Below are 26,852 nucleotides of genomic sequence, written 5' to 3' on the forward strand. Positions count from 1 at the left end.
GATTTCCCTTCCCCGGGCTGACGGGGAAGGGAATACCGGAAACAGAGTAAAGGGAGAGATATTATGAGCACCACAATTAAAGTGATTGGCTACCATATTGATGCCTTCGGACATGTTAACAATGCGCGTTATCTGGAGTTTCTGGAGGCCGCCCGCTGGGACTGGCTGGAAAGCTACGATGCTTACCGCTGGTTCAAACAGATGGATATCGCCGTGGTGGTGGTGAATATCAATATTAACTACCGGCTGCCGGTGTATGTGGGAGAGCGGCTGGTGATAGACAGCTATTTACAGCACGCGGGGCAGAAAAGCGGTGTTCTCAAACAGATAATTACCCGTCAGGAAGATAAGCAGGTTGTGGCGGATGCGGAAGTGACCTTTGTCTTTGTAAATATGAAAACCGGTAAAGCGATCCCGATTGAAGGGGAGATCCGCGATAAATTTGAGTTGCTGACGGCACCGAAAGAGGACTGATCACCGTCAGAGCAGAAGAGCGCCCGGCGGGTTGCCGGGCGTAACAGGCACTTAATGCAGGCCGGTAATTTTTTTCATGGCGGCCATAACAGCACTGCGATCAGCAAGATAGCTGTCCAGTCCGTTGCGGCGCAGATGGCAGGCGGCGCATTCCCCGCAGCCATCCCCCTGAATGCCGTTATAGCAGGTCAGTGTTTCTGTGCGGACGGTATCCAGTTGTCCGTAATAATCAGCCAGCGCCCAGGTTTGTGCTTTATCCAGCCACATCAGCGGGGTTTCAAAGCGGATATCACGGGCAAGACCGGCGTTGACGGCTTTGTTCAGTGCTTTGACAAACTCGTCCCGGCAATCCGGATAACCGGAAAAATCGGTTTCACAGACACCGGTGATAATCGCTTCTGCATTGACCTGATAAGCATAAATCGCCGTCAGGGTGAGAAACAGGATATTACGGCCCGGGACAAAGGTATTCGGAATATCACTTTGTTCACTTTCACTGAACCCGGGCACCGGGATGTTATCACGGGTCAGGCTGCTGACCGCCAGTTCATTCAGCAGAGAGACATCCAGCACCTTATGTGCCGCTGCACCCAGTTTCAGGCTGAGTTTACGGGCAACGTCTATTTCCTGACTGTGGCGCTGTCCGTAATCAAACGTCACACAATGCACTTCATCATAGTTGCGTAGTGCCTGAATCAGGCAGGTTGTGGAGTCCTGCCCGCCACTGAATACGACCACAGCACGTTTCATCGGTAAACCTCATTATAAAAAGATAAGGTTTATGGTAACGGCTGCATCACCATTTGGGTAGTGTTGCCTGTGCGTCAGTCAGATCGCCGATGTTGTCTGCCACCCACTGCGGGTTGTAATAGGTGTCCGGATAGCGTTCGCCGCTGTCGCAAATCAGTGTCACAATTGAGCCGGTTTGTTGCTGTTCATGCATCTGTTTCGCCAGTTGCAGTGCGCCCCAGACGTTGGTACCGGTGGAGGCACCGGTGCGGCGGCCGAGCAGTTTTTCCAGCCAGTAAAGGGTGGCGATACTGCACTGGTCACTGACTTTGATCACATCATCAATCACGCCCGGGATAAAAGACGGTTCCGCGCGCGGACGGCCGATGCCTTCAATCTTACTGCCGGTATCGCAGCGCAGATGCGAGCATTTCTGATGGTAGCAGTCATAAAAAACAGAGTTTTCAGGATCGACGACAACCAGTTTTGTGTCATGTCCCTGATAGCGGATAAACCGGCCGAGCGTGGCAGAAGTACCGCCGGTACCTGCGCTCATCACAATGTAACGCGGCACCGGATGGGCTTCCCGTGACATCTGACGGTAAATACTTTCGGCAATATTGTTGTTGCCGCGCCAGTCAGTGGCACGCTCGGCATAGGTGAACTGATCCATATAGTGGCCGCCGGTTTCGCGGGCCAGGTGCTCGGATTCTGCATAAATCTGCGCACTGCTGTCCACAAAGTGGCACTGTCCGCCGTAGAACTCAATCTGTTCAATTTTGCGGCGTGCGGTGCAGCGCGGCATCACGGCGATAAACGGCAGGCCGAGCAGACGGGCGAAGTACGCTTCAGAGACAGCGGTGCTGCCGGAGGACGCTTCAATCACCGGTGTGCCTTCGCGGATCCAGCCGTTACACAGGCCGTACAGGAAAAGCGAACGCGCCAGGCGGTGTTTCAGGCTGCCGGTCGGGTGAGTGCTTTCATCTTTGAGATATAATGAAACCCCCGGGTAAACGGGTAATTCCAGCGGGATCAGGTGGGTGTCAGCACTGCGCTGATAATCGGCCTGAATGGCATTAATGGCGGATGTGGTCCATTGGGTTGTCATGTAGTATCTCCTCACGGTCTGTTGATGCATCTTAGCAATTCTGTGAGAGAAAAGGCTTTTTCTATTTTCTGTATCATGCATGATATGGAGAAATTTATTCTCTCTGGTGGTGATATGTTAGATAAAACAGACCGTAAATTGTTACAACTTTTGCAGGAAGATGCTGCATTATCACTGAACACCCTGTCCGAAGCGGTGAACCTGACATCCACTCCCTGCTGGAAACGGCTGAAACGGCTGGAAGATGAAGGGTATATCCGCAAACGTGTGGCGCTGCTGGACCCGGAGAAGCTCGGGCTGGGACTGACGGTGATCGTCATGATCAAGACACAGCACCACAGCAGTGAGTGGTATACTCAGTTTGTGGAATTTGTTCAGCAGATGCCTGATGTGGTGGAGTTTTACCGGATGGCCGGGGAATTTGACTACATGCTGCAGGTCGAGGTGGTGGACATGAAATGCTTCGATCATTTTTACAAAAAACTGGTTAACGGTGTGCCCGGTTTAATTGATGTGACTTCCAATTTTGCGATGGAGCGCATAAAGTACACCACCGCATTGCCGATTCCGGAGAAATGCAAAGCGGACTGATTATTAACCTGAGATGTTATACGGGATCCTGTGAGATTATTTGCCCAATTAAAATGGTATTTCCTCAGTGAATGGCGGCGCTATACCGGTGCGGTCACTTTTCTGATCATTATCGCGGTGTTACAGATCCTGCCGCCGCGCTTTGTCGGCATCATTGTTGACGGCGTGACCAAAGAGACGATGACCACCACCACGCTGTGGGTCTGGGTCGGCGTGATGCTGCTTATCGCACTGGTGATTTATATTCTGCGCTATATCTGGCGGGTCTGGTTATTCGGTGCCTCCTACAAGCTGGCGGTGCGTCTGCGTCAGGATTTTTATCAGCAGTTCAGCCGCCAGTCTCCGGCCTTTTATCACCGTTACCGGACCGGTGACCTGATCGCCCGCAGTACCAATGATGTGGACAAAGTGGTGTTTGCCGCCGGAGAGGGAGTGCTGACGCTGGTGGATTCTTTTGTCATGGGACTGGTGGTCCTGCTGACGATGAGTATTGAGATCAGCTGGCAGCTGACACTGCTTTCCCTGCTGCCGATGCCGCTGATGGCTCTGGCTATCAAACGTTACGGGCAGCAGCTGCATCAGCGCTTTAAAACAGCGCAGGGTGCATTTTCCTCCCTGAATAACCACGCGCAGGAAAGCCTCAGCAGTATCCGGATGATTAAAGCTTTTGGCCTGGAAGATCACCAGTCTTCCCGGTTTGAATCCGTTGCGGCGGAAGCCGGACGCAAAAATATGCATGTGGCACAGATAGATGCCCGTTTCGACCCGACCATTATAATGGCTATCGGGATGTCAAACCTGCTCGCGGTTGCCGGCGGCAGCTGGATGGTGATGCAGGGCACACTGACGCTCGGCGGGCTGACCAGCTTTATTATGTATCTCGGGCTGATGATCTGGCCGATGCTGGCATTAGCCTGGATGTTTAACATTGTGGAGCGCGGCAGCGCGGCCTACAGCCGGATCCAATCTCTTCTTGAAACCCCGCCGGTACTGGCGGATGGTACAGAATCCCCGCAACCGGGACGCGGCGAGCTGTCCGTTGCCGTGAATGAATTCTGCTATCCGGAAAGCCGCCGGGCGGTTCTGCATGATATCCGTTTTACCCTCAGACCGGGCCAGCTGCTCGGGTTGTGCGGCCCGACCGGCTGCGGCAAATCCACGCTGCTGGCATTAATCCAGCGTCATTATGATGTGACAGCGGGAAGTATCTGTTTTCAGGGCAGACCGCTGCCGGAACTGACCTTCGCCGGCTGGCATGCCCGGCTGGCGGTGGTGAATCAGACGCCGTTTCTGTTCTCCGATACTATCGCCAATAATATTGCGCTGGGGCGGCCCGGGGCAACACAGGAAGAAATTGAACACGCGGCCCGGCTGGCCAGTGTTCATGATGATATTGAACGATTGCCGCTCGGTTATGAGACTCAGGCCGGTGAGCGGGGCGTGATGCTGTCCGGCGGGCAGAAACAGCGGATCTCCATTGCCCGTGCTTTGCTGATGGATGCGGAGATCCTGATCCTCGATGATGCACTTTCCGCAGTGGACGGGCAGACGGAATACCGGATCCTGCAGAATCTGCGGCGCTGGGGGGAAGGCCGTACGGTGATTATCAGTGCGCACCGGCTCTCAGCGCTGACTGAAGCCGACAATATTCTGGTGCTGCAACAGGGCGGTATCAGTGCACAGGGGCGTCATCAGGAACTGATTAATCAGAACGGATGGTATCGTGAGATGTATCATTATCAGCAGTTAGAGGCCGCGCTCGATGAGTGAACAGACCCGCCCGGAAGCGGCAAAAAACCTGTGGCCGTCGCTGAAACGTCTGCTCGGCTATGGCCGTAACTACCGCCGTCCGATGGCCGTTGCCATTGTGATGCTGTGGCTGACAGCCATTGCTGAAGTCGCCGCACCGGTTCTGGTGAGCTATTTTATCGACAATATGGTGGCGAAAAATCAGATTGTCCTGTCAGTGACATTATTGCTGGTGGCCGGGTTTGTCGCCTTACAGATTGCCGCATCGCTGCTGCATTATTTTCAGCTGATTTATTTCAATCAGGCCGCTGTCGGCGTGGTCCAGACACTGCGCGCCGATGTGATGGATGCCGCGCTGCGCCAGCCGCTGAGTGCATTTGACACCCAGCCGGTCGGGCAGCTGATCTCCCGTGTCACCAATGATACGGAGATGATCAAAGACCTGTTTGTCAACGTGCTGCCGACACTGTTCCGCAGCGTGGCGCTGATTGTGGTGATGCTGATTGCCATGTACTCCCTGGAGTGGCGGATGGCGCTGGTGGCAACCGCGATGTTCCCGGCGGTGATGCTGGTGATGTGGATCTATCAGCGGCTGAGCACGCCGATTGTGCGCCGGGTGCGCAGTTATCTGGCCGATATTAACGATGGTTTCCATGAAATTATCAGCGGCATGACAGTGATTCAGCAGTTCCGCCAGCAGGCGCGTTTCGGGGAAAGGATGTTTGCCGCCAACCGCCGTCATTATGAGGTCAGAATGGCGGCACTGCGGCTGGACGGCATTTTGCTGCGTCCGCTGCTGAGCCTGTTTTCGGCGGCGATCCTCTGTGGTCTGATGTTATTGTTCGGGGTTGAGGGCACCGGCGTTATCGGCGTCGGGGTGTTATATGCGTTTATCACCTACCTCGGGCGGCTGAATGAACCGCTTATCACGCTGACATCCCAGCAGTCTGTTTTACAGCAGGCGGTGATTTCCGGTGAGCGTGTTTTTGAGCTGATGGACAGCCCGCAGCAGAAATACGGGGCAGATGATCAGCCGCTGACCGGCGGCAGTATCCGTGTATCACACCTGACATTTGCCTATCAACCCGGAAAACCGGTGCTGCGTGATATCAGTATCGATGTGGCGGAGCACAGTTTTGTCGCCTTTGTCGGGCATACCGGCAGCGGGAAAAGCACACTGGCAAACCTGCTGATGGGCTACTATCCGTGGCAGGCCGGGGAAATCAGCCTCGGTGGGCGTCCGCTGGAACAATTCTCACATAAAGCACTGCGGCAGGGCATCGCGATGGTGCAGCAGGATCCGGTCATTATGGCCGCCTCTTTCCGCGACAATATCACCCTCGGACGGGATATTGATGATGAGCGCATTCACCGGGTGCTGGAGATGGTTCAGCTGAGTGAGCATGTCTCACAGCTTGAATACGGGCTGGATACCGAACTGGGTGAGCAGGGTAACACCTTGTCTGACGGGCAGAAACAGTTGCTGGCCATGGCACGGGTGCTGGTGCAGACCCCGAAAATCCTGATACTGGATGAGGCAACCGCCAATATCGATTCCGGTACTGAGCAGGCTATCCAGAAAGCCTTACAGCTGATCCGCCGTGAAACCACACTGGTGGTGATTGCACACCGACTGTCCACGATTGTCGATGCGGACACCATTTATGTGCTCAACCGCGGCGAAATGGCGGAATCCGGCTCTCACCGGGCGTTACTGGCAGAGAAGGGCCGCTATTACCAGATGTATCAGCTGCAGCAGGTCGGGGAATCACTCAACGCCCCGGAAGAGAACTATACCCCTGCACTATAATTGTGAGATCGTTCACATAAACAGGTGCATGATGCTGTAAAAAAGTGCAATCCCCGCATCACAGGAAAAGGTGTCTGATGAATCAGACACCTTTTTTATTTTTATCTCATTGTAATTAATAGATTTAATTTCCATTCTGCTTATTGGCATCACTTTTGCAATTTGTCCTCAGGACACCAGCAACCTGAAGCGGAGAATGCGATGAAAATGATAATGGCCATCATCAAGCCTTTTAAACTTAATGACGTCAGAGATGCGCTGAACGAAGAGGGTATTCAGGGATTAACTGTACTGGAAGTACGGGGTGCGGGCAGACAGAAGGGGCACACTGAGCTGTACCGGGGGGAAGAGTACAGCACGGATTTTCTGCCGAAGACGCAGCTTACGATTGTTGTGCCTGATGATTCTCTTGATCGCATTATTGAGGCAATTTGCCGCTCGGCATATACCGGCAGTATCGGTGACGGGAAAATATTTGTTTCAGACATTACTCAGGCGGTGCGGATCCGTACCGGTGAACAAAATGATGAAGCTATTTAAACCGCGCGGAGATGCTCAGATGATGAAACGAAAAATGGTCTTGCCTGTTGTGATGTCCGCGGCGCTGCCGCTTCCGGCATTCAGTGCAACGGAAGGAATGGAGCGTGCGGATAATGGTTTTATGCTGATTTGTGCCGCACTGGTGTATTTTATGACACTTCCCGGTATCGCGCTGTTTTACGGCGGACTGGTACGACGTGAGAATGTGTTATCAGTCATGACACAGGTGATTGTCAGCTTCGCGCTGGTGCTGCTGTTATGGGTTTTTTATGGCTACAGCATGGCATTTTCTGACGGAAATGGGGTGATTGGCGGTCTGTCTCATGCATTTCTCAGCGGGATCACGCCTGTCAGTAACAGCGGCAGTATCAGCCAGCTGACACATGTTATTTTCCAGGGCTCTTTTGCGGCAATTACTGTTGCACTTATCACCGGTGCGCTGGCAGAACGGATCAAATTCACGGCCTTTCTGTTGTTCACCGTTATCTGGTTCTCTCTGGCTTATGTACCGATGGCGCATATGGTTTGGGGCGGCGGCTGGCTGGCGGAAGATGGTGCACTGGATTTTGCCGGGGGAACCGTTGTGCATATCAACGCGGCGGTTGCCGGGTTAGTTGGTGCTTACATATTGGGACCGCGCCTGTTACCGGGGAAAACCGCCACCAAACCGCACAGTCTGCCGATGGTATTTACCGGTACGGCGATCCTCTATATCGGCTGGTTCGGGTTTAATGCCGGATCGGCCGGAAAACCGGATGGTATTGCAGCACTGGCTTTTCTGAATACCGTGATTGCGGTGGCGGCGGGCGTGCTGGCGTGGGTGATTGCAGAGTGGTGCATGCGGGGTAAGCCCTCACTTCTCGGTGCGTGTTCCGGCTGTATCGGTGGTCTGGTCGGGATCACCCCGGCGGCCGGGACGGTGGGCGTCGCGGGGGCGATAGTTATCGGCCTTATCAGCGGTATTGCCGGTTATTGGGGCGTCACTGCACTGAAGCGCCGCCTGAAAGCGGATGATGTCTGCGATGTCTTCGGGATCCACGGCGTCTGCGGTATTGCGGGCTGTCTGCTGACCGGCGTGTTTACTGCGTCTGCTCTCGGCGGTACCGGCTATGCAGAAGGTGTCACTATGCTGCATCAGGTATGGATTCAGGCGGAAAGCATCCTGGTTACTGTGCTCTGGAGCGGAGTGATTACTTACATCGCATTCAAATGCGCGGCACTGACAACCGGTGTACGCTGCACAGAAGAAGATGAGATCAGCGGGCTGGATATCAGTACGCATGGTGAACAGGCCTATAACCGCTCATAGCTGAAAAAAAGTAAGCCCCCGCTCACCGATGTACAGCGGGGGCTTTTTTACCGCAGGCGCTTAAATATCCCGCAAGCGCAGAACGCCTTCCTGTACAGTAGATGCAACCAGCACGCCGGTCTGATTATAGAAGTGACCACGGACAAACCCGCGTCCGCCGGACGCTGTCGGGCTTTCCACGGCATACAGCAGCCATTCATCCAGCCGGAACGGGCGGTGATACCACATGGAATGATCAATCGTGGCAATCTGAATTTCCGGCTGCATAAAGCCGTAGCCGTGTGGCTGGAGGGCAGTCGGCAGGAAATTGTAGTCAGAAGCATAACTGAGCAGATACTGATGCAGCGCCTGATCATCCGGTATGGTGCCGTTGGTTTTCAGCCAGGTATAACGCACCGGCGGATTCTCCGGGTTCTGAAACGGGCTGCAAAAACGCACCGGCCGCCATTCAATAGCCTGCTCACGCAGGAACAGTGCCTGCATTTTCGGTGGCAGATTCGCGGCGATCTTGCGGGCAATATCAGTTTCAGAGGCGAGTCCGTCAGGGCCCGGAACTTCCGGCATGGCATTCTGATGCTCAAAACTGCTCTCTTCCCCCTGGAAAGAGGCGGTCACATAGAAAATCGGTTTTCCGTTCTGAATCGCGCTGACACGGCGGGCACTGAAACTTTTGCCGTCACGCAGATTTTCCACATCATAAATAATCGGTTTATGGCTGTCGCCGGGGCGCAGAAAATAGCTGTGGAATGAATGAACGCGGCGATCAGCCGGAACGGTCTGTCCCGCTGCATACAGTGCCTGTCCGGCAACTTGTCCGCCAAAGACCTGCGGCAGGCCGAGATCTTCACTTTGCCCCCGGAATAACCCGTCTTCGAGTTTTTCGAGTGCCATCAGGTTTATCAGATTTTCTAATGCCAGGCTCATGGTTACCCTTATTAAGTATTTTCAGCAGGAAGCGGTCATTCTAATCGCTGTCAGTGCAATTGAAAAATGATAAACCGCCGTTATGTGCGGTTCCTGACCGGCAGAGGTATGTCGTTGTGTCAGTAGTGTGTAAAAATACAGCGGTCAGCACCGGTTGCCTTGCTATTTCAGTGCTGATCCCGGATAATGGCACAGCCTCATTATTGAGGGTTCCTATGGGGGCTTTGTTGGTTCTCCCGCAACATGAACTTGTTAACTCGGTCAGGTCCGGAAGGAAGCAGCCATAGCAGGGGAATTGTGTGCCGGGATGTCGCTGGCAAGGCCCCCATCCATTTCTGTTGTACCCGTCTCTGTGATTATCCCGTTATTGATACCGTTTGCCTCTGTCTGCACAGCGAGTTTCTCCCGTTATTCATCCGGCGCATATTATTCATATATTCATAATTTAACATTATCCCTGTCCGCACAAACTCCGGCATTCAGCGGGCAACATCAGATATAAGGATATAGCAATATAGGTAAAATTTGTTTTATGTTCTTAGTGTAAAAGAGAGAGTTTCACATAAAATCGCATGTTCAGGTAAAAATCTTATTTTTGATTTAACCCATTATAGTGGTAAACAGTGAAAATGAAATTTTCGCTATACATTGAGTTTAATAAATGGGTATCGTCATTTAATAATCTGGTGAGTGAAACAAACATAAAATATATGCTTTTGTTATAAATTATATCTGTATCGTAATATACGTAAAGAATAGCGGGATAAATAGCGGGCATGATCGGAAGCCAAAGTCAGTCAGCTGTGCCTTTGGCCCGGGATCACTAAAAATAAGACTATTGCCTGAAAGAGAGGCGGTTACAGCAGTTTGAATTAACGGACAAATTTCCAGACAGATGCCGGGATTTTGTCATACAGTTTATTCATGGTTAATTCGGCCAGACGATGATCGGCTGCTGAATAAAAAACCTCCAGCTCATCATCAGTCAGTTCATATTTGTTTTTCTCAATGACACGTTCCAGTGTTTCAATAGAAGTGCACTTACGTAAGCGCATGAGATAGTCCAGTTTAGTCATCATATGTTATCTTCTTGCTGAGTTGTTAGTACGCAATATACTGATATATAAGTCTGTATTCCGTTAGTGGACAAGATGCCCCTCGCTGGTCAGCATGCTGCTTACCAGTGATGCCATCTTCTTCCATTCCTCAACGTCATTAAACGAAACTTCCATCTGACCAAACAGCGCGTAAGTTTCATCGATGTATTCATCGACAAATGAGATGAGATCCTTATTTTGTGTATGTTTTATCTTAAAACTCCAGGCCACGTCAGCAATGTAACCTAATAATTCGTTAAGTTTTAAGTTTGAATCTGAGGCTAAATCATTAACCCAATAATTATTGCTTCTGATGAGGGTTTGTGTGCCTTCACGGCAAAGTTCATCACACAGATACTTCAGTACCGCAATATCGTAATTTCGTGGAGAATACTCGTCCATAATCACCTCCTGAATGTAACCGGGAATGATAAGGCGCTGAAAAACGTTAAATTATAATTAACACATGAGTAAGTTATTACGTTATCGACGTCGGTGTATTATATATATCATCAGCCTTTAGTTATAAATAAAGGTAATGTAAAGTTCCGTTCAGCACAAGCGGATAACCAGACGCTGATTACGTGTTAATCTGTTTCAGTCAGTGAACGTGATGTTCCGGAAAAAGATGTGAATAAAAAGGTCTGAGTTAACCCTGTTAGTAATATAACACTATTTCCGCTCTTGTCACTAGCCAAAATACAAAAAAAGTAAATTTAAATGCAGAATAAATGCGCTGATACACAGGTTATAATTACTCATCTGCTTAAATTTACTGAATTTTTATGGGAAAGGGCAGGTGATGAATCATAACGTGTTATGACAAAACCTTACATTTGCAAAATGTTATAATTTACATTCATCTATTGTTTATTTAAGTTTTTCTTACTCAAATTTAAAAATATTCATCATGTCAAAAAAATAAAAAAGGTCACTAATGTGACCTTTTTATGTTTAAGCAGGATTAAAATCCGTCAGGACTATCGCTCTTTTGCGTTACCGCATGAGCATGCTCAATGTCCTCATTCTTCTTACTGAAGCGGCGGCGGATAACCACATAGAAGACCGGTACGAAGAAGATAGCCAGTGAGGTTGCGGCGATCATACCACCGAACACACCTGTACCTACGGCGTTCTGTGCACCGGAACCGGCACCGTTACTCAGGACTAACGGAATAACCCCGAGCATAAAGGCCAGTGATGTCATCAGGATAGGACGCAGACGCATCTTAACGGCTTCCAGTGTTGCTTCAATCAGCCCTTTACCTTCTTTCTCCATCAGGTCTTTGGCGAATTCCACAATCAGGATGGCGTTCTTCGCCGACAGACCGATGGTTGTCAGCAGGCCGACCTTGAAGTACACGTCGTTTTCCAGCCCGCGTGCATGGGTCAGCAACAGCGCGCCGATAACCCCGAGCGGAACGACCAGCATAACAGAGAACGGAACCGACCAGCTTTCATATAACGCTGCCAGACAAAGGAAGACGATAATGAGTGAGATGGTATACAGCGCAGGCGCCTGGTTACCGGACATTTTTTCCTGATAAGACATACCTGTCCACTCAACGCCGAAGCCAGGCGGCAATTCTTTTGCCAGGTCTTCCATCAGGTTCATCGCATCACCACTACTTTTACCCGGTGCGGCACTCCCCTGAATCTGCATAGCCGGTAAACCGTTGTAACGCTCCAGACGTGGTGAACCAAATGACCACGGATCTTTCTTCGTATCAACAAAGGCGGAGAACGGAACCATCTGACCGTTGTTATTGCGGACATACTGTTCAGAAATATTCTGAGGAAGCATACGGAATTGTGCATCACTCTGAATATAGACTTTTTTGACACGTCCGCGATCGATAAAGTCGTTGACGTATGTTCCGCCGAACATGGTGCTCATTGTCGCATTGATAGTGCTGATGTCCACACCTAATGCTTCAGCTTTCTGCTGATCAACATAGAGATGATACTGAGATGTATCTTCCATCCCGTTCGGACGAACCTGAACCAGCATATCCGGATGTTTGCCTGCAAGTCCCAGTAACTGGTTACGGGCCTGAGTCAGAGCTTCATGTCCGTGGTTGGCATTGTCCATCAGTTCAAGGTCAAAGCCGCTGGATGTGCCGAGCTCAACAATTGCCGGAATGTTGAACGCATAAATAATGGCGCCTGAATTCTGGCTGAATTTCGCGTTGGCACGGCCGACAATAGCTTCCACTTTATCTTCTTTCGCTTTACGTTCATCCCAGTTTTTCAGGACAACGAAAGCCAGACCCATGTTCTGTCCCTGACCGGCGAAACCGAAGCCGTTAACGGTAAAGGCAGATTCCACCACATTCTTCTCAGTATTAATGAAGTAATCACTGACTTCATTAAGGACAACCTGAGTCTGTTCCTGTGTGGAGCCCGGAGGTAACTGAACCATGGCAAGGAATACCCCCTGGTCTTCTTCCGGTAAGAAGGAAGACGGCAGACGGACAAACATCACAATCATGGCTGCAACCAGCACAACATACAGCAGCAGATAACGACCGGTACCGCGCAGCATGCGACCCACGCTGTCAGTATAGTGGTGAGTCTGTTTCTCAAAGATCCGGTTGAACCAGCCGAAGAATCCGGTCTGAGCACCGTGGCTGCCCTGTTTGATAGGCTTCAGCATGGTGGAACACAGGGCCGGTGTCAGAATTAATGCCACTAATACTGACAGGATCATGGCTGATACGATAGTTACAGAGAACTGACGGTAAATTGCCCCGGTTGAACCCCCGAAGAACGCCATCGGAATAAATACCGCAGAAAGCACCATGGCGATACCCATCAGGGCACCCTGAATCTGCCCCATCGATACTTTTGTGGCTTCTTTCGGCGGCAGGCCGGTTTCCTGCATAACACGTTCAACGTTTTCCACCACCACGATGGCGTCATCCACCAGCAGGCCGATGGCCAGCACCATCGCGAACATCGTCAGGGTATTTATCGAATACCCGAAGGCGGCAAGAACGGCGAATGTACCTAATAACACGACCGGAACAGCGATAGTCGGGATCAATGTTGCACGGAAATTTTGCAGGAACAGATACATCACCACAAACACCAGCATGATTGCTTCGACCAGTGTTTTCACCACTTCGAAAATGGAGATTTTAACGAATGGTGTTGTATCGTATGGATAAACAACCTGCATTCCGTCCGGGAAATACGGCTGCATTTCAGCCAGTTTTTCACGAACTGCGTTTGCTGTATCCAGGGCGTTGGCCCCTGTGGCAAGTTTAACCCCGATACCGGCAGATGGTTTACCGTTATAACGCGCGATAATCCCGTAGTTCTCTGCACCGAGTTCCACATAAGCAACGTCTTTCAGACGGACAACAGAACCGTCAGTATTCACGCGCAGCATGATTTCCTGGAACTGCTCAGGAGTATTCAGCCGGGTCTGTGCAATGATCGATGCGTTCAGACGCTGATCTTTAACAGAGGGCGTTCCCCCGAGCTGACCGGCAGCAACCTGGTTGTTCTGAATTTTAATCGAATTGATAACATCGACAGTGGTCAGGTTGTACTTCACCAGTTTATCGGGATCGAGCCAGATACGCATGGCGTACTGGGTACCGAAGAGCTGGGTTTCCCCCACACCGGTTACACGGCTGAGCGGGTCTTTCACGTTTGAACCGACATAGTCCGCAATATCATCCTGCGTCATGTCTTTATCATCGGAAATAAACGCGGCAACCAACAGGAAGGAGCTGGTTGATTTCTGAACCGTAATCCCCTGTTGCTGCACTTCCTGCGGCAGTAACGGCATAGCCAGCTGCAGTTTGTTCTGTACCTGAACCTGGGCAATATCCGGATCGGCGTCAGCTTCAAAGGTCAGCGAGATACTCATGTTACCTGCTGAGTCACTGGTTGAAGACATGTACACCATTTTGTCGATACCGTTCATGTTCTGTTCGATAACCTGGGTTACCGTATTCTGAACCGTCTCGGCATCCGCACCCGGATAGGTTGCGGAAATCGAAATCGCCGGCGGGGCAACAGTCGGATACTGTGCCACCGGCAGTTTCATGATCGCCAACAGACCTGCAAGCATGGTAATAATGGCGATTACCCATGCAAATATCGGTCTTTCAATAAAAAACTTTGGCATGAATCACTGACTCCTTATTGGGACTTCCTGGCAGATTCAGTTTCTTTCGGCGCAGCTGTTGCCGGCTGTGCATTTAAATCCACCTCTGTTGCCTTAACGACAGCACCCTGCTTGATTTTCTGGAAGCCTTCGACAACAACACGTTCGCCGTTATTCACACCGGCGGTAACCAGCCATTTGTTACCATATGCCTGGCCGACAGTGACCGGACGGACTTCGATTTCGTTTTTGGCGTTAACCACGTTAACCACCGCACCGCCTTTTGCTGTACGGATAACCCCTTGCTGCGGAACCAGGATGGCGTCAGGACGCACACCTTCATCCACACGGGCGCGGACAAACATGCCCGGCAGCAGGGATTCCTGCGGGTTAGGGAACACAGCACGCATGGTGATGGAGCCGGTGGTTTCGTCGACAGTCACATCGGAGAATTCCAGATAACCTTTATGGGTATAATCTTTGTTTTCAGCTGTCACCAGGCTGACCGCAACTTTGCCCTGTTCTTTATCCACGGCACCGCTGGCGATTTCGTGTTTCAGGCGCAGATAATCATCGCTGGACTGGGTCACATCCACATAGATAGGGTCAATCTGCTGAACCAGTGTCAGCGGCTGGCTCTGACCTGTTGCCACTAATGCACCTTCAGTCACGTTTGATTTACCGGACAGACCGGAAATCGGTGAAGTGACTTTGGTATAGTTCAGGTTGATTTGTGCTGTCTGAACAGCTGCCTGTGCAGCCCGGACCGCAGCCTGAGCCTGTGCATGTGTGGAGACAGCCTCATCATAATCCTGGCGGCTGATATAGTTTGTTCCCAGCAACGGTTTATAGCGGTTCACTGTCAGGCGGGCCAGTTCGGCATTCGCTCTGGCTTTTGCCAGTTCAGCCTGCGCGCTGTTCAGCGTGGCCTGAAAAGGAGCCGGATCAATTTGATAGAGCGATTCGCCTTCTTTGACGTCACTTCCTTCTTTGTAGTTGCGTTTTAAAATAATGCCGCCGACCTGAGGGCGCACTTCCGCGATGCGGTAAGCAGAAGTTCGTCCCGGCAGTTCCGTGCTCACTGTCAGTGGTGCAGCTTTCAGTGTGACGACTTTAACATCCGGCGGTGGCATTTCGCCCCCTTGCTTCTGCTCTTCACCACATCCGGACAGCAGAAAGCTCCCGGACAGAACGAGCATCGCCAGAGGTAGAACGCCTCTGTTTTTTCGCATAGTAAACCTCTATAAAATGTCGATTTTTAACCGGTAAATATGGTTGATTAACTAATAAATCAGCGTGCTATAATACAAACATACACGAATGTATGTAAATTAACTTCAGATGACACAGGCCTTACATGGCACGAAAAACTAAACAACAGGCCGGAGAAACCCGCCGCCAGATTATTGATGCCGCGTTAACCGCCTTCAGTGAGCAGGGCGTGTCTGCGACGTCATTAGTGGATATTGCAAAACAAGCAGGTGTGACCCGTGGTGCGATCTATTGGCACTTCAAAAATAAAGTTGATCTGTTTACTGAAGTCTGTTCGATAACCGATACGAAAATTGGCTTTATTGAACAAGAGTATCGGGCAAAATACCCGGATAATCCACTTTTAGTGTTTAAGAAAATATTAATTTACATTCTGACGTCTGTGGCTTCCGATCCCAAAATGCGGGCTATTCTGAGCATTTCATTTCATAAATGTGAATTTACCGGTGAAATGAGCGAATTAATTACCATCAGACAAAATTTATATGCTGCGGAATACTCAAGAATAGAGTCGTTCCTGATTGAAAGTGTCACACTGGGGCTGCTGCCTTCAACTCTCGACCTGCGTCGTGCCGCCATCATGCTGCGCGGAATGATAACCGGGCTGTTAGAAAACTGGCTCTTTTCCAGCGAGAGTTTTAATATCAGCGGGCAGGCTGAATATTTGGTTGACGGTTATCTGGATATGTTAATGCTCAGTAAAAATATGCAGCTACCGCCGGCAGACGCCTGATTTACATTTTATAACATTAACCTTAAGGATATCATGTATGAAGCCTGTATTAATTATTGCCAATGGCGCTGCGTATGGCAGTGAATCTTTATTTAACGCACTGCGTCTGGCAATTGCGATTAAAGAGCAGGACAGTCAGGTGCCGATGAATGTTTTTCTGATGTCAGATGCGGTGGTTGCCGGGTTACGCGGTCAGCAGCCGAAAGAGGGTTATAACCTGAAACAGATGCTGGAGATCCTGGTGGCACAGAAAACAGACATTAAGCTGTGCAAAACCTGCACCGATGCCCGCGGTATCACTGAGCTTCCGCTGGTGGACGGCGTGCAGGTCGGGACACTGGCCGAGCTGGCGCAGTGGTCACTTGATGCAGAAAAAATCATTACCTTTTAATCAGATAACCTGAAACAGACAGCCGGGGAAGGGCAGATACAGGTGGATATTATTATGAAGCGAATCAGCCGTGTCCCGGCTTCCGGTCTGCTGAGGCAGATTTTCCTCCGTCTTTTTACCTGTTTCATATTTCTGCTGCCGGTGCTGGTTCAGAACAGCGCGGTGGCGGCCGTACAGGATATTCCTGACCGCAACACCATTCAGACCGAACTCAATGCCCTGAATAACCGCAAAGAACAGACTGCCGCTGATAAGCTGTCAGTGCAGGATCTGGAGCGGGCGCTGGTGTTTTATGACAATCTCGATGCCCTGAAAGAAAAATCACAGGCACTGAAAAAACGGGTGGATGAAGCCCCGAAACTGTCAGATCAGGTCACACAAAAATTAACGCAGATAAAATCATTAACTGATGAAGGACTGGCGGAATACCGGGCCTCCATTGAAAATCTGCCGCTCTCGCAACTGGAGCTGAAACTTAACAGCACCCTTGAGGCGTTGCAGACCGCACAGAATAACCTCTCTTCTTATAATAGTGATCTGATTGCTCTCCAGACTCAGCCTGAGCGCGCACAGAATATTATGTACGGTAATGTGCAGCGTCTGCAGCAGATCCGCGTCCTGCTGAATGATTCGATGGCGGCCCAGAAAGTGCTGCGGCCGACGGAAATTGAAGCCCTTCAGGTGGAGCAGTATTACTTACAGCAGCAGATTGATTATCAGAAACGGGCATTACAGTCGAACACCCAGTTACAGAATCTGCTGCAGGTGCAGCGTGACTATGTGGTGGAGCGCATCAAACAGCTGGAAAGTAATATTGATGTAATTCAGGAAACGGTCAGCGGCAAGCGGCTGGATTATTCGGAAGAGGCGGCCAAAGAGGCGCAGAGTTCGGATGATACCCAGCGCAATATGCAGGATGATCCGCTGGTGCAGCGTGAAATCGCGCTCAACCATGATTTAAGTGAAAAACTGGTCGCCGCCACCCGCGATAATAACCAGTTGGTGCAGCGCTCTATTAAGGTACGCAGTATTCTGGATCGCGCACTGCAATCCGAGCGCAACCTCAAAGAGCAGATCACCGTGCTGCGCGGCAGCCTGCTGCTCTCCCGTATCCTGTTTAAAGAGCAGATCTACCTGCCGCCGGATTTGCTGATTAAAGATTTGCCGGACCGGATTGCGGATATGCGTCTGGCGCAGTTTGAAATCAACCAGCAGCGCGACAAGCTTTATCAGCCGGACAACTTTGTCAGCACCATGATTGACGAGTACGCCAAAACCCATGATATGCCGGCGACCGCAGCAGAGCTGCGGGCTCAGAAACATGCGCTGATGCAGGTGGTGTCTGTCCGTCAGGATTTATTGGATCAGCTGAATACCCAGATGGGTAACCAGATTTCCCAGGCGATTAACCTGCAGCTGGATCAGACTCAACTGGTCACCGTGGTGGCCTCACTGGAGAAAACCCTCGCGCAGCAGATTTTCTGGGTCAACAGTAACAAACCGGTCAACCTGGCCTGGTTCCAGTCCTTCCCGGGCGCGGCCAAACAGGAACTGACGTCACTGGATCTGAACTGGTCGCTGCAAAGCCTGATCAACGGTTTTGTCGATTCCCTCTTTATTACTATTCCGCTGCTGATTATTGCGCTGCTGCTGCGTTTCGGCACCAAGAATATTGATACCAAACTTGCTGAAATTAATGCTGATGTCGGGCGGCTGAAAAAAGACCGCCAGATCTACACACCAATGGCGCTGGGACTGATGCTGATCAAAACCCTGCCGTCCTCACTGTTTGTGATTGCCTTCGGCTATTTCTGCCTGAAAACCGGCAGTGCGGATTCCGCACTGATGTGGACTATCTCCCGCCAGCTGGCTCTCTTCTGGGTGCTGTTCGAGTGGAGTTACCGGATTATGAAACCGGAGGGAATTGCAGTCACACACTTCGGGATCGATCCTGAAATCTGCCGTACCGGCCGCCGCAGACTGGTGCGCCTGGCGCTGCCGCTGCTGCCGATTATGCTGTGGGCGGCTTACGGGATGGAATACCCGCTGCGCCTGGTGGATGATGTGATTGGTCAGCTGGTGGTGCCGGTGGCACTGGTGTTTGTCTTTGCATTCACATTGCCGTTCTGCATTGAAATCTGGCGCGAGAAGGGCTCTCATCTGGTGCGGGCGTTCCTGCTGACTTTACTGACATTCTCCCCGCTGGTACTGGTGGTGCTGGTCGGGCTGGGGTATTACTACACGGCACTGCGCCTGAGCAGCCGCTGGATAGACAGTCTCTATCTGCTGCTGCTGTGGTATATCGTCTATCATACCAGTCTGCGCGGCCTGGCACTGGCGGCACGGCGTCTGACCTATCAGCGTGCGCTGGCCCGCCGGCAGAAACAGCAGGTTCAGCATAAAGAGCAGCATGAGGGGGATGATGTCCCGGATGTGATTGTGGAAGAGCCGCCGATGTCGATGGAGCTGATTAACCAGCAGTCACTGCGTCTGACCTCGATGGTTCTGTTTATTGTCTTTGCAGCGGCGTTCTACGGCATATGGTCTGATTTTATTACCATTTTCTCCTTCTTTGACAGTATCACGCTGTGGCATTACAACGTCGATACCGCGCTGGGGAATGTGGTGGAGGCAATCACGCTCGGGGATCTGATCCTGTCTGTCCTGATTGTGGTGGTGTCCTGGATAATGATGCGCAACCTGCCCGGTCTGCTTGAAGTCCTTGTACTCTCGCGGCTCTCGCTGCGCCAGGGCACCTCGTACGCTATCACCACCATTCTGACTTATCTGATTGTCGGGATCGGGACGATTGCCGCGTTCGGCACCCTCGGGGTGTCGTGGGGTAAATTACAGTGGCTGGCAGCAGCCTTAACCTTCGGTCTCAGCTTCGGGTTACAGGAAATCTTTGCTAACTTTGTTTCGGGTATCATTATTTTGTTCGAACGCCCGATCCGTATCGGCGATACCGTCACTATCGGTACTTTCTCCGGTACGGTTAACAAGATCCGCATCCGTGCGACCACGGTGATTGATTTTGACCGCAAAGAAGTCATTATCCCGAACAAAGCCTTTATGACCGAGCGCCTGACCAACTGGTCACTCTCTGATACGGTAACGCGGATTGTGATTAATGTCGGTGTGGCTTACGGCTCGGATCTGGCGAAGGTGAAAGAGGTCTTGCTGAAAGCGGCTACGGATAACCCGAAAGTAATGACCGACCCGGCGCCGGGTGTGTATTTCACCGAGTTTGGTGCCAGCAGCCTCGATCACCAGCTGCGTTTCTATGTGCGCACTATCGGCGACCGCAGTGCCACCACGGATGAAGTGAACCGCGCGATTGACCGGATGGCGCGCGAAAACGATATTAATATCGCCTTCAATCAGCTGGAAGTGTATCTCCACGATCAGAACAGCGGCAAAGAAGTACAGGTGCAGGGAAAAGAGAAGGATGACGGCGCTCAGCCGGCCTGATCGTTCTCTGTATCGCGCAGTTTGTTTTCATAATCGCGGCGGACAATCTGTAACGCCGCGAGCACGGTTGCGGCCGGGATGCGGTTCTCTTCCAGCAGACAGATAAGATCGACCGCCAGTTTTACCTCATCGGGGGCATTTTCAAGACTCATGGGGTATCCGGTATCTGATTAAAATTCGGTGCCGTCGTGGCGTTCAATCTGCCGCTCTATGCGCTGTAAAGCCTGACGGCAGCGGACAAGGCGTCCGGCCAGAGCCGCCAGCTCTTTCTGGATTTTTTGCTGTTCGGCAAAGGTCTGTGCGCGGCCGAGTGCCAGTTCGCGGTCATCGGTCATCTGAGCCAGGCGGCGCTCATAATCCTGATGCTGCGCCAGACGCTGATACAGATCCACCTGGCTGTCCCGTTTCACATAGCTCTGTTCTTTCTGGCGCAGCGCCTGAGTGGCGGCCTCGCGGTTCAGTGCCGCAATCTGGGCGACAATTTTTTCCGCCAGAAAACGTACCTGTTCAGCCCGGTTTTCATCCGCACACTGCGCCAGCTGGTCAGTATGGTGCAGTAATTCATCCATGCACAGGCGCAGGGTTTTATTACGGGCGGCGAACAGGGTATCATCGAAGCGGCGCTGGCTCAGTTCCCGGTCTGCTATCGGGGCAATCTGCTCTTCCAGCGCGCTGATTTTCTGCCGCAGCGCCTGTAACAATTGTCTGGTGTTCATTATCCGCCTCAGTGAAATGTGCCCGGGATCGTTGTTGAGGATCTGTTGAGGATCTATAGTTGCAGAAGCATTTTTTAGTCTGTTTGATATAAAACAACAAATAATCGGCAAAGTCACGGGATACGGTTGCAATTTTCCCCTGATTTGCATAGATTCTGAGGTTTCGTGTTATCTCTATGGCACCCATTATGAGCGCAACTGCTGAACAACTGCAATTTATTAAAGAAAGTATCCGGACTATCCCTGACTATCCTAAGGAAGGGGTACTGTTTCGCGACATCACCACATTACTGGCCAATCCGGAAGCCTATCGTCTGACGATTGATATGCTGGTGGAGCATTTCGCAGACAAAGGGATCACCAAAGTCGTGGGCACTGAAGCCCGTGGATTCTTATTCGGCGCACCGGTTGCGTTACGTCTGGGTGTCGGCTTTGTGCCGGTCCGCAAAAAAGGGAAATTACCGTGTGGTACCCTCAGCGAGACCTATGATCTGGAATACGGCACTGATACCCTGGAGATGCATAAAGACAGCATCAGCAGTGGTGACAACGTGCTGGTTGTCGATGACCTGCTGGCCACCGGCGGTACCGTCAATGCGACTATCCGTCTGATCCGTCGTCTGGGCGGTGAAGTGCATGAAGCAGCCTTTATTATCGGCCTGCCTGATCTCGGCGGCGCGGAACGCCTTGAAGCGGAAGGTGTGCACAGCTTCTGCCTGCTGGAATATGCCGGCGGCTGAGTCTCTCCCCGTATTAAACGCAAACTCAGCCTCGCCCATTGTGGTGAGGCTGTGGTAGCATGATGGAAAATCATGTTCACTCTCTGCGGAATCCATGAGCTATCAAGTCCTTGCCCGTAAGTGGCGACCACAAACATTTTCACAGGTTATCGGTCAGCAGCATGTTCTGACAGCGCTCGCAAACGGGCTGGAACATCAGCGGCTGCATCATGCCTATCTCTTTTCCGGTACCCGCGGGGTCGGAAAAACCACCCTGGCACGCCTGTTTGCCAAAGGTCTTAACTGTGAACAGGGCATCACGGCCACGCCGTGCGGTAAATGCCAGAACTGCCTGGAAATTGAGCAGGGGCGGTTTGTTGATCTGATTGAGATCGATGCCGCATCGCGCACCAAGGTGGAAGATACCCGTGAACTGCTGGATAACGTCCAGTACGCCCCGTCGCGCGGGCGTTTCAAAGTCTATCTTATCGACGAAGTTCACATGCTCTCCCGTCACAGCTTTAATGCGCTGCTGAAAACCCTGGAAGAGCCGCCGGAGCACGTCAAATTCCTGCTGGCAACCACCGATCCGCAAAAACTGCCGGTGACGATTTTATCCCGCTGCTTACAGTTCCATCTCAAAGCGCTGGATGTGGATCAGATCAGTCAGCAGCTCGATACCATTCTGACCGCAGAACAGATTGAAAACGATGCCCGTGCACGGCTGTTACTGGCCCGTGCCGCAGACGGCAGTATGCGTGACGCGCTGAGTCTGGCGGACCAGGCGATTGCCCTGGGGGCCGGAAAAGTGACCACCGACGTGGTAACGCAGATGCTCGGCACTCTGGACGACGAACAGCCGCTGACTATCCTGGAAGCCCTGGTGAAAGGGGATGGCGTTCAGGTGATGAACGGCGTGAATGATGCCGCATCACGGGGCGCGGACTGGGATAACCTGCTGACAGAAATGCTGGCCGCGCTGCATAAAATCGCCATGCTGCAACTGCTGCCGGTACAGGATAACAGTGCCGGGGTGACAGAAGAACGTCTGCGCATCCTGGCCCGGGCCATTGCCCCAGCGGATCTGCAACTCTATTATCAGACACTGCTGGTCGGCCGCAAAGAGCTGCCGTATGCCCCTGACAGACGCATGGGCGCTGAAATGGCACTGCTGCGCGCACTGGCATTTCATCCGCGTAATGTGATTGATGAAGTGATCACCGCGCCGTCCGTGGCACCGGTTTCCCTGCCGTCACAACCGCAGACAGCGGCACCGGACGCACCGGCGCGCAGCATACCGCCGGCGATACCGCAGGAAACGGAAAACAACCCGACCGCCCAGTTGCTGAAAGCCCGTGACGCACTGAACCGGCAGGAGATCCCGCCGTCAAAAAAGTCTGAGCCGGTTACCTTAACTGAAAAGGGTAAACCGGCGAACTCAGCACTGGAGCGACTCGCTGCCGTGACTGAAAACCGCCGGGGCCGTGCTGTGTCTGCACCACAGCCGAAAGCATCCGGTAAACCGCAGCCGTATCAGTGGCGTCCGCAGAAACAGGATGAACCGGAAGAGAAACTCCCGGTTGCGCGGCCGAAAGATATCAAAAAAGCCCTTGAGCACGAAAAAACGCCGGAAGTGGCTGAAAAACTGGCTGTTGCTGCCCGGGAACGGGATCCGTGGGCGGCGGATATTGATAAAATGCAGCTGCCGAAACTGGTGCAGCAACTGGCGCTGAACGCGGTGAAAGAGCAGACCGGGGAAGACAGTATCTGTCTGCATCTGCGCACCTCACAGCGCCACCTGAATTCAAAATCAGCACACAGCGTGCTGAGTGATGCACTGAGTGAACTTTATGGTAAAGTTATCAGTCTCACAATTTGTGAAGACGATGATGTCAGCATGAAAACGCCGCTGGAATGGCGGCAGGCTATCTATGAAGAGATGCTGGCGCAGGCGCGTCAGTCCATTGTGACGGATAAAACCATTCAGACTCTGCTGACCTTTTTTGATGCGGAACTGGATGAAGAGAGTATCCGGCCTGTTTAACCACCTTGCGTTAGAATACGCAATTTAGTCAAAGAGAGAAAACTATGTTCGGTAAAGGCGGTTTGGGCAATCTCATGAAACAAGCCCAGCAAATGCAGGATAAAATGCAGCAGATGCAGGAAGAGATTGCAAATACGGAAGTCACCGGTGAATCCGGTGCAGGCCTGGTTAAAGTGACTATCAACGGCGCACATAACTGCCGCCGCGTGGAAATCGATCCAAGCCTGATGGAAGACGACAAAGAGATGCTCGAAGATCTGATTGCTGCCGCATTCAATGATGCCGCGCGTCGTATCGACGAAACCCAGAAAGAAAAAATGGCGTCAGTCTCCAGCGGAATGCAGCTGCCGCCGGGCTTTAAGATGCCGTTCTGATGCAAACCAGTCCGCTTCTTGAAGCACTGATGGACGCCCTGCGCTGCCTGCCGGGCGTCGGGCCGAAATCGGCACAGCGTATGGCGTTTCAGCTGTTACAGCGCGACCGCAGCGGCGGGATGCGTCTGGCACAGGCACTGACCCGTGCCATGTCGGAAATCGGCCACTGCCGGGACTGCCGGACCTTTACCGAGCAGGAACAGTGCACTATCTGCGCCAACCCGCGCCGTCAGCAGACCGGTCTTATCTGTGTGGTGGAAAGCCCGGCGGATATCCACGCGATTGAGCAGACAGGGCAGTTCTCCGGCCGCTACTTTGTGCTGATGGGACACCTGTCACCGCTGGACGGCATCGGTCCGATGGATATCGGGCTGGATAAACTGGAGGAGCGGCTGTCTCAGGAAACCATCACTGAGGTGATCCTGGCTACCAATCCGACAGTGGAAGGGGAAGCCACTGCCAACTATATTGCGGAAATGTGCGCGCAGTATGATGTTTCCGCCAGCCGTATCGCCCACGGCGTACCGGTCGGCGGTGAGCTGGAAATGGTGGATGGCACGACCTTGTCCCACTCCATCGCCGGACGTCAGAAAATCCGTTACAACAGCGATTACTGACGGCGGTTTCTGCCTGTTACCCGGACAGACGGCCTGTGCCGTCTGTCACTTTTCCTCAGAATTGTCACAAAAAATTCCCCGTTTGCCTTGAAAACCCAAAGACCGGCCCCACCTGATTTTTATCCTGTTTTTTTTCGTTGATAAGTCAGTTTGAGGTTATTCATGAGTCTGCAAGAACAAGAAACCCGTGGTTTTCAGTCAGAAGTAAAACAACTTCTGCAGTTAATGATCCACTCACTTTATTCCAACAAAGAAATTTTCCTGCGCGAGCTTATCTCCAACGCTTCTGATGCGGCCGATAAGCTGCGTTTCCGTGCCTTATCCGACAGTTCACTGTATGGAAATGACGGTGATCTGCATGTCCGGCTGTCCGCTGATAAAGAAAAGCGCACTCTGACCATCAGTGATAACGGTATCGGGATGACCCGCGATGAGGTCATCGACAACCTGGGTACCATTGCCAAATCCGGCACCAAAGCTTTCCTGGAATCACTCGGCTCTGACGCGGCCAAAGACAGCCAGCTGATCGGCCAGTTCGGGGTGGGTTTCTATTCCGCCTTTATCGTGGCGGACAAAGTCACTGTGATCACCCGTGCGGCGGGTGTGCCGTCTGATCAGGCGGTGTTCTGGGAATCTGAAGGGGAAGGGGATTACTCTATCGCCAAAACCCATAAAGATTCACGCGGTACCGAAATCACCCTGCATTTCCGTGAAGGGGAAGATGAGTTCCTCGATGACTGGCGTCTGCGCTCGGTTATCGGCAAATATTCCGACCATATTGCGCTGCCGGTGGAAATCGAAAGCAAAAATGAAGAAGACGGCACCGTTATCTGGGAGAAAATCAACAAAGCTCAGGCACTGTGGACGCGCAATAAAAACGACATCAGTGATGAAGAATATAATGAGTTTTACAAGCATCTCTCCCATGACTTTGCGGATCCGCTGACATGGGCGCATAACCGCGTGGAAGGGAAGCAGGAGTACACCAGTCTGCTCTATATCCCGTCCGTGGCTCCGTTTGACCTTTGGCACCGCGACCAGCGCCGTGGCCTGAGCCTGTATGTCCAGCGCGTGTTTATCATGGATGACGCGGAACAGTTTATGCCGAACTATCTGCGCTTTGTGCGCGGCCTGATAGATTCCAATGATCTGCCGCTCAACGTTTCCCGTGAGATTTTACAGGACAGCGCCGTCACCCGCAGCCTGCGCAGCGCCCTGACCAAACGTGTTCTGCAGATGCTGGAAAAACTGGCCAATAATGACGCGGAAAAATACCAGACATTCTGGCAGCAGTTCGGCCTGGTTCTGAAAGAAGGTCCGGGCGAGGACAGCTCCAATGCGGAACTGATCGCCAAACTGCTGCGTTTTGCCAGCACGAAGGAAGACACCTCCGCGCAGACCGTTTCCCTGGCGGATTATGTATCCCGCATGGCGGAAGGTCAGGAGAAAATTTACTACATCACCGCAGACAGCTATGCGGCTGCGAAAAACAGCCCGCACCTGGAACTGTTCCGTAAGAAAGGCATTGAAGTGCTGCTGCTCTCCGATCGTATCGATGAGTGGATGATGAATTACCTCAATGAATTTGAGGGTAAAACCTTCCAGTCTGTCAGCAAAGCTGATGAATCGCTGGAAAAACTGGCGGATGAAGATCCGGCAGCGAAAGAAGAAGCGGATAAAGAGCTGGCTCCGTTTGTTGAGCGTGTGAAAACACTGCTCGGCGACCGTGTGAAAGAGGTGAAACTGACCCATCGTCTGACCTCCACCCCGGCGATTGTCACCACCGACGCCGATGATATGAGCACTCAGATGGCGAAACTGTTTGCCGCCGCCGGCCAGCAGGCACCGGAAGTGAAATATAACTTTGAGCTGAACCCGGAGCATCCGCTGGTGAAACTGGCCGCAGAACAGCAGGACGAAAGCCGCTTTGCCGACTGGATCAATCTGCTGCTCGACCAGGCACTGTTTGTTGAACGCGGAACCCTGGAAGATCCGAACGAATTTGTTTCCCGGATGAATAGTCTGTTATTAGGCTAAAAACAGGCGTTCCCGCGCCGGGTGAGC

General features: G+C 52.0%; 23 protein-coding genes and 1 other RNA gene. 15 read left to right on the top strand and 9 right to left on the bottom strand.

The features are described from left to right. Positions 1 to 63: 63 nt before the first annotated feature. Positions 64 to 474, top strand: a complete 411-nt coding sequence (locus GN208_RS02660; RefSeq protein WP_004236461.1) for a thioesterase family protein — start codon at positions 64 to 66, stop codon at positions 472 to 474. A gap of 51 nt (positions 475 to 525) precedes the next feature. On the opposite strand, the gene queC is transcribed toward GN208_RS02660, so the two are convergent. Both queC and GN208_RS02670 read right to left on the bottom strand, forming a co-directional pair. Next, on the bottom strand, positions 526 to 1,224 hold the full coding sequence (gene queC / locus GN208_RS02665) for a 7-cyano-7-deazaguanine synthase QueC (RefSeq protein WP_004236462.1): 699 nt from the start codon (positions 1,222 to 1,224) through the stop codon (positions 526 to 528). Positions 1,225 to 1,270: 46 nt separating this feature from the next. Next, positions 1,271 to 2,311: a PLP-dependent cysteine synthase family protein gene (locus tag GN208_RS02670; protein WP_004236463.1), complete on the bottom strand. Its 1,041-nt coding sequence runs from the start codon at positions 2,309 to 2,311 to the stop codon at positions 1,271 to 1,273. 114 nt (positions 2,312 to 2,425) lie between these two features. On the opposite strand from GN208_RS02670, the gene GN208_RS02675 reads away from it, so the two are divergent. The 5 genes from GN208_RS02675 (at position 2,426) to amtB (ending at position 8,310) form a co-directional block, all read left to right on the top strand. Next, positions 2,426 to 2,902 carry an Lrp/AsnC family transcriptional regulator gene (locus GN208_RS02675; RefSeq protein ID WP_024474599.1) on the top strand — a complete coding sequence of 159 codons (477 nt, stop codon included), beginning with the start codon at positions 2,426 to 2,428 and terminating at the stop codon, positions 2,900 to 2,902. Between the two features lie 30 nt (positions 2,903 to 2,932). Beyond that, a complete protein-coding gene (locus GN208_RS02680; RefSeq protein ID WP_015422959.1) occupies positions 2,933 to 4,672 on the top strand; it encodes a SmdA family multidrug ABC transporter permease/ATP-binding protein in 1,740 nt (579 codons plus the stop codon). Continuing rightward, a complete protein-coding gene (locus GN208_RS02685) occupies positions 4,665 to 6,461 on the top strand; it encodes a SmdB family multidrug efflux ABC transporter permease/ATP-binding protein (protein WP_004236466.1) in 1,797 nt (598 codons plus the stop codon). The genes GN208_RS02680 and GN208_RS02685 overlap by 8 nt, the downstream gene beginning before the upstream one ends. A 201-nt stretch (positions 6,462 to 6,662) precedes the next feature. After that, the gene (locus GN208_RS02690) at positions 6,663 to 7,001 is read left to right on the top strand and encodes a P-II family nitrogen regulator (RefSeq protein WP_004236467.1); all 339 of its coding nucleotides are present in this window, start codon (positions 6,663 to 6,665) and stop codon (positions 6,999 to 7,001) included. Positions 7,002 to 7,020: 19 nt separating this feature from the next. Then, positions 7,021 to 8,310: an ammonium transporter AmtB gene (amtB, locus tag GN208_RS02695; RefSeq protein WP_015422958.1), complete on the top strand. Its 1,290-nt coding sequence runs from the start codon at positions 7,021 to 7,023 to the stop codon at positions 8,308 to 8,310. Between the two features lie 60 nt (positions 8,311 to 8,370). Here the strand turns inward: amtB and tesB are convergent, their stop codons facing one another. Beyond that, positions 8,371 to 9,234: an acyl-CoA thioesterase II gene (gene tesB / locus GN208_RS02700; RefSeq protein WP_243828289.1), complete on the bottom strand. Its 864-nt coding sequence runs from the start codon at positions 9,232 to 9,234 to the stop codon at positions 8,371 to 8,373. A gap of 225 nt (positions 9,235 to 9,459) precedes the next feature. Between tesB and ffs the strand changes: the two genes are divergently transcribed. Then, an RNA gene (gene ffs, locus GN208_RS02705) (signal recognition particle sRNA small type) lies at positions 9,460 to 9,556 on the top strand. A gap of 550 nt (positions 9,557 to 10,106) precedes the next feature. Here the strand turns inward: ffs and GN208_RS02710 are convergent. The 4 genes from GN208_RS02710 to GN208_RS02725 all read right to left on the bottom strand — a co-directional run bounded on the left by GN208_RS02710 (position 10,107) and on the right by GN208_RS02725 (position 15,683). Beyond that, positions 10,107 to 10,310 (bottom strand): HHA domain-containing protein, encoded by a 204-nt coding sequence (locus tag GN208_RS02710; RefSeq protein ID WP_024474604.1) that lies wholly within the window; start codon positions 10,308 to 10,310, stop codon positions 10,107 to 10,109. Between the two features lie 63 nt (positions 10,311 to 10,373). Continuing rightward, on the bottom strand, positions 10,374 to 10,733 hold the full coding sequence (tomB, locus tag GN208_RS02715; protein WP_004236473.1) for an Hha toxicity modulator TomB: 360 nt from the start codon (positions 10,731 to 10,733) through the stop codon (positions 10,374 to 10,376). A gap of 562 nt (positions 10,734 to 11,295) precedes the next feature. Next, entirely contained in the window at positions 11,296 to 14,472 is a 3,177-nt protein-coding gene (locus GN208_RS02720; RefSeq protein ID WP_015422956.1) for an efflux RND transporter permease subunit, read from the bottom strand. Between the two features lie 14 nt (positions 14,473 to 14,486). Then, positions 14,487 to 15,683, bottom strand: coding sequence for an efflux RND transporter periplasmic adaptor subunit (locus GN208_RS02725; protein WP_015422955.1), 1,197 nt, complete (start codon positions 15,681 to 15,683; stop codon positions 14,487 to 14,489). A 125-nt stretch (positions 15,684 to 15,808) separates the two neighbouring features. Here GN208_RS02725 and acrR point away from each other — a divergent pair, with 125 nt between their 5' ends. The 3 genes from acrR to mscK are packed head-to-tail and all read left to right on the top strand — an operon-like array spanning position 15,809 to position 20,318. Beyond that, the gene (gene acrR / locus GN208_RS02730) at positions 15,809 to 16,456 is read left to right on the top strand and encodes a multidrug efflux transporter transcriptional repressor AcrR (protein ID WP_004236476.1); all 648 of its coding nucleotides are present in this window, start codon (positions 15,809 to 15,811) and stop codon (positions 16,454 to 16,456) included. Between the two features lie 37 nt (positions 16,457 to 16,493). Next, on the top strand, positions 16,494 to 16,847 hold the full coding sequence (locus GN208_RS02735; RefSeq protein ID WP_004236477.1) for a DsrE family protein: 354 nt from the start codon (positions 16,494 to 16,496) through the stop codon (positions 16,845 to 16,847). A 54-nt stretch (positions 16,848 to 16,901) separates the two neighbouring features. Then, positions 16,902 to 20,318 carry a mechanosensitive channel MscK gene (gene mscK, locus GN208_RS02740; RefSeq protein WP_015422954.1) on the top strand — a complete coding sequence of 1,139 codons (3,417 nt, stop codon included), beginning with the start codon at positions 16,902 to 16,904 and terminating at the stop codon, positions 20,316 to 20,318. On the opposite strand, the gene rsmS is transcribed toward mscK, so the two are convergent. Together rsmS and GN208_RS02750 are read right to left on the bottom strand one after the other, a co-directional pair. Then, a complete protein-coding gene (gene rsmS, locus GN208_RS02745; RefSeq protein ID WP_004236479.1) occupies positions 20,306 to 20,470 on the bottom strand; it encodes a pleiotropic regulatory protein RsmS in 165 nt (54 codons plus the stop codon). The two genes, mscK and rsmS, sit on opposite strands and share 13 nt — an antisense overlap. A gap of 18 nt (positions 20,471 to 20,488) precedes the next feature. Then, positions 20,489 to 21,034, bottom strand: a complete 546-nt coding sequence (locus GN208_RS02750) for a primosomal replication protein (protein WP_004236480.1) — start codon at positions 21,032 to 21,034, stop codon at positions 20,489 to 20,491. Between the two features lie 188 nt (positions 21,035 to 21,222). On the opposite strand from GN208_RS02750, the gene apt reads away from it, so the two are divergent. The 5 genes from apt (at position 21,223) to htpG (ending at position 26,825) form a co-directional block, all read left to right on the top strand. Then, positions 21,223 to 21,774 carry an adenine phosphoribosyltransferase gene (gene apt, locus GN208_RS02755; protein WP_004236481.1) on the top strand — a complete coding sequence of 184 codons (552 nt, stop codon included), beginning with the start codon at positions 21,223 to 21,225 and terminating at the stop codon, positions 21,772 to 21,774. Between the two features lie 94 nt (positions 21,775 to 21,868). Beyond that, entirely contained in the window at positions 21,869 to 23,797 is a 1,929-nt protein-coding gene (dnaX, locus tag GN208_RS02760; RefSeq protein ID WP_004236482.1) for a DNA polymerase III subunit gamma/tau, read from the top strand. Positions 23,798 to 23,841: 44 nt separating this feature from the next. After that, a complete protein-coding gene (locus GN208_RS02765) occupies positions 23,842 to 24,171 on the top strand; it encodes a YbaB/EbfC family nucleoid-associated protein (protein ID WP_015422952.1) in 330 nt (109 codons plus the stop codon). Continuing rightward, the gene (gene recR, locus GN208_RS02770) at positions 24,171 to 24,788 is read left to right on the top strand and encodes a recombination mediator RecR (RefSeq protein ID WP_004236484.1); all 618 of its coding nucleotides are present in this window, start codon (positions 24,171 to 24,173) and stop codon (positions 24,786 to 24,788) included. Before GN208_RS02765 ends, recR begins: the two co-directional genes overlap by 1 nt. A gap of 162 nt (positions 24,789 to 24,950) precedes the next feature. Beyond that, positions 24,951 to 26,825, top strand: a complete 1,875-nt coding sequence (gene htpG / locus GN208_RS02775) for a molecular chaperone HtpG (protein WP_004236485.1) — start codon at positions 24,951 to 24,953, stop codon at positions 26,823 to 26,825. Positions 26,826 to 26,852 lie beyond the last annotated feature (27 nt).

The sequence above is a fragment of the Morganella sp. HSTU-ASny43 genome, assembly GCF_022819185.1.
GTDB lineage: Bacteria > Pseudomonadota > Gammaproteobacteria > Enterobacterales > Enterobacteriaceae > Morganella > Morganella morganii.

What these genes read in the sequence shown, in the direction of transcription:
- GN208_RS02660 (WP_004236461.1), top strand. Translation starts at nt 64, where the DNA reads ATGAGCACCACAATTAAAGTGATTGGCTACCATATTGATGCCTTCGGA.
- queC (WP_004236462.1), bottom strand. Translation starts at nt 1,224, where the DNA reads ATGAAACGTGCTGTGGTCGTATTCAGTGGCGGGCAGGACTCCACAACC.
- GN208_RS02670 (WP_004236463.1), bottom strand. Translation starts at nt 2,311, where the DNA reads ATGACAACCCAATGGACCACATCCGCCATTAATGCCATTCAGGCCGAT.
- GN208_RS02675 (WP_024474599.1), top strand. Translation starts at nt 2,426, where the DNA reads ATGTTAGATAAAACAGACCGTAAATTGTTACAACTTTTGCAGGAAGAT.
- GN208_RS02685 (WP_004236466.1), top strand. Translation starts at nt 4,665, where the DNA reads ATGAGTGAACAGACCCGCCCGGAAGCGGCAAAAAACCTGTGGCCGTCG.
- GN208_RS02690 (WP_004236467.1), top strand. Translation starts at nt 6,663, where the DNA reads ATGAAAATGATAATGGCCATCATCAAGCCTTTTAAACTTAATGACGTC.
- amtB (WP_015422958.1), top strand. Translation starts at nt 7,021, where the DNA reads ATGATGAAACGAAAAATGGTCTTGCCTGTTGTGATGTCCGCGGCGCTG.
- tesB (WP_243828289.1), bottom strand. Translation starts at nt 9,234, where the DNA reads ATGAGCCTGGCATTAGAAAATCTGATAAACCTGATGGCACTCGAAAAA.
- GN208_RS02710 (WP_024474604.1), bottom strand. Translation starts at nt 10,310, where the DNA reads ATGACTAAACTGGACTATCTCATGCGCTTACGTAAGTGCACTTCTATT.
- tomB (WP_004236473.1), bottom strand. Translation starts at nt 10,733, where the DNA reads ATGGACGAGTATTCTCCACGAAATTACGATATTGCGGTACTGAAGTAT.
- GN208_RS02720 (WP_015422956.1), bottom strand. Translation starts at nt 14,472, where the DNA reads ATGCCAAAGTTTTTTATTGAAAGACCGATATTTGCATGGGTAATCGCC.
- GN208_RS02725 (WP_015422955.1), bottom strand. Translation starts at nt 15,683, where the DNA reads ATGCGAAAAAACAGAGGCGTTCTACCTCTGGCGATGCTCGTTCTGTCC.
- acrR (WP_004236476.1), top strand. Translation starts at nt 15,809, where the DNA reads ATGGCACGAAAAACTAAACAACAGGCCGGAGAAACCCGCCGCCAGATT.
- GN208_RS02735 (WP_004236477.1), top strand. Translation starts at nt 16,494, where the DNA reads ATGAAGCCTGTATTAATTATTGCCAATGGCGCTGCGTATGGCAGTGAA.
- mscK (WP_015422954.1), top strand. Translation starts at nt 16,902, where the DNA reads ATGAAGCGAATCAGCCGTGTCCCGGCTTCCGGTCTGCTGAGGCAGATT.
- rsmS (WP_004236479.1), bottom strand. Translation starts at nt 20,470, where the DNA reads ATGAGTCTTGAAAATGCCCCCGATGAGGTAAAACTGGCGGTCGATCTT.
- GN208_RS02750 (WP_004236480.1), bottom strand. Translation starts at nt 21,034, where the DNA reads ATGAACACCAGACAATTGTTACAGGCGCTGCGGCAGAAAATCAGCGCG.
- apt (WP_004236481.1), top strand. Translation starts at nt 21,223, where the DNA reads ATGAGCGCAACTGCTGAACAACTGCAATTTATTAAAGAAAGTATCCGG.
- dnaX (WP_004236482.1), top strand. Translation starts at nt 21,869, where the DNA reads ATGAGCTATCAAGTCCTTGCCCGTAAGTGGCGACCACAAACATTTTCA.
- GN208_RS02765 (WP_015422952.1), top strand. Translation starts at nt 23,842, where the DNA reads ATGTTCGGTAAAGGCGGTTTGGGCAATCTCATGAAACAAGCCCAGCAA.
- recR (WP_004236484.1), top strand. Translation starts at nt 24,171, where the DNA reads ATGCAAACCAGTCCGCTTCTTGAAGCACTGATGGACGCCCTGCGCTGC.
- htpG (WP_004236485.1), top strand. Translation starts at nt 24,951, where the DNA reads ATGAGTCTGCAAGAACAAGAAACCCGTGGTTTTCAGTCAGAAGTAAAA.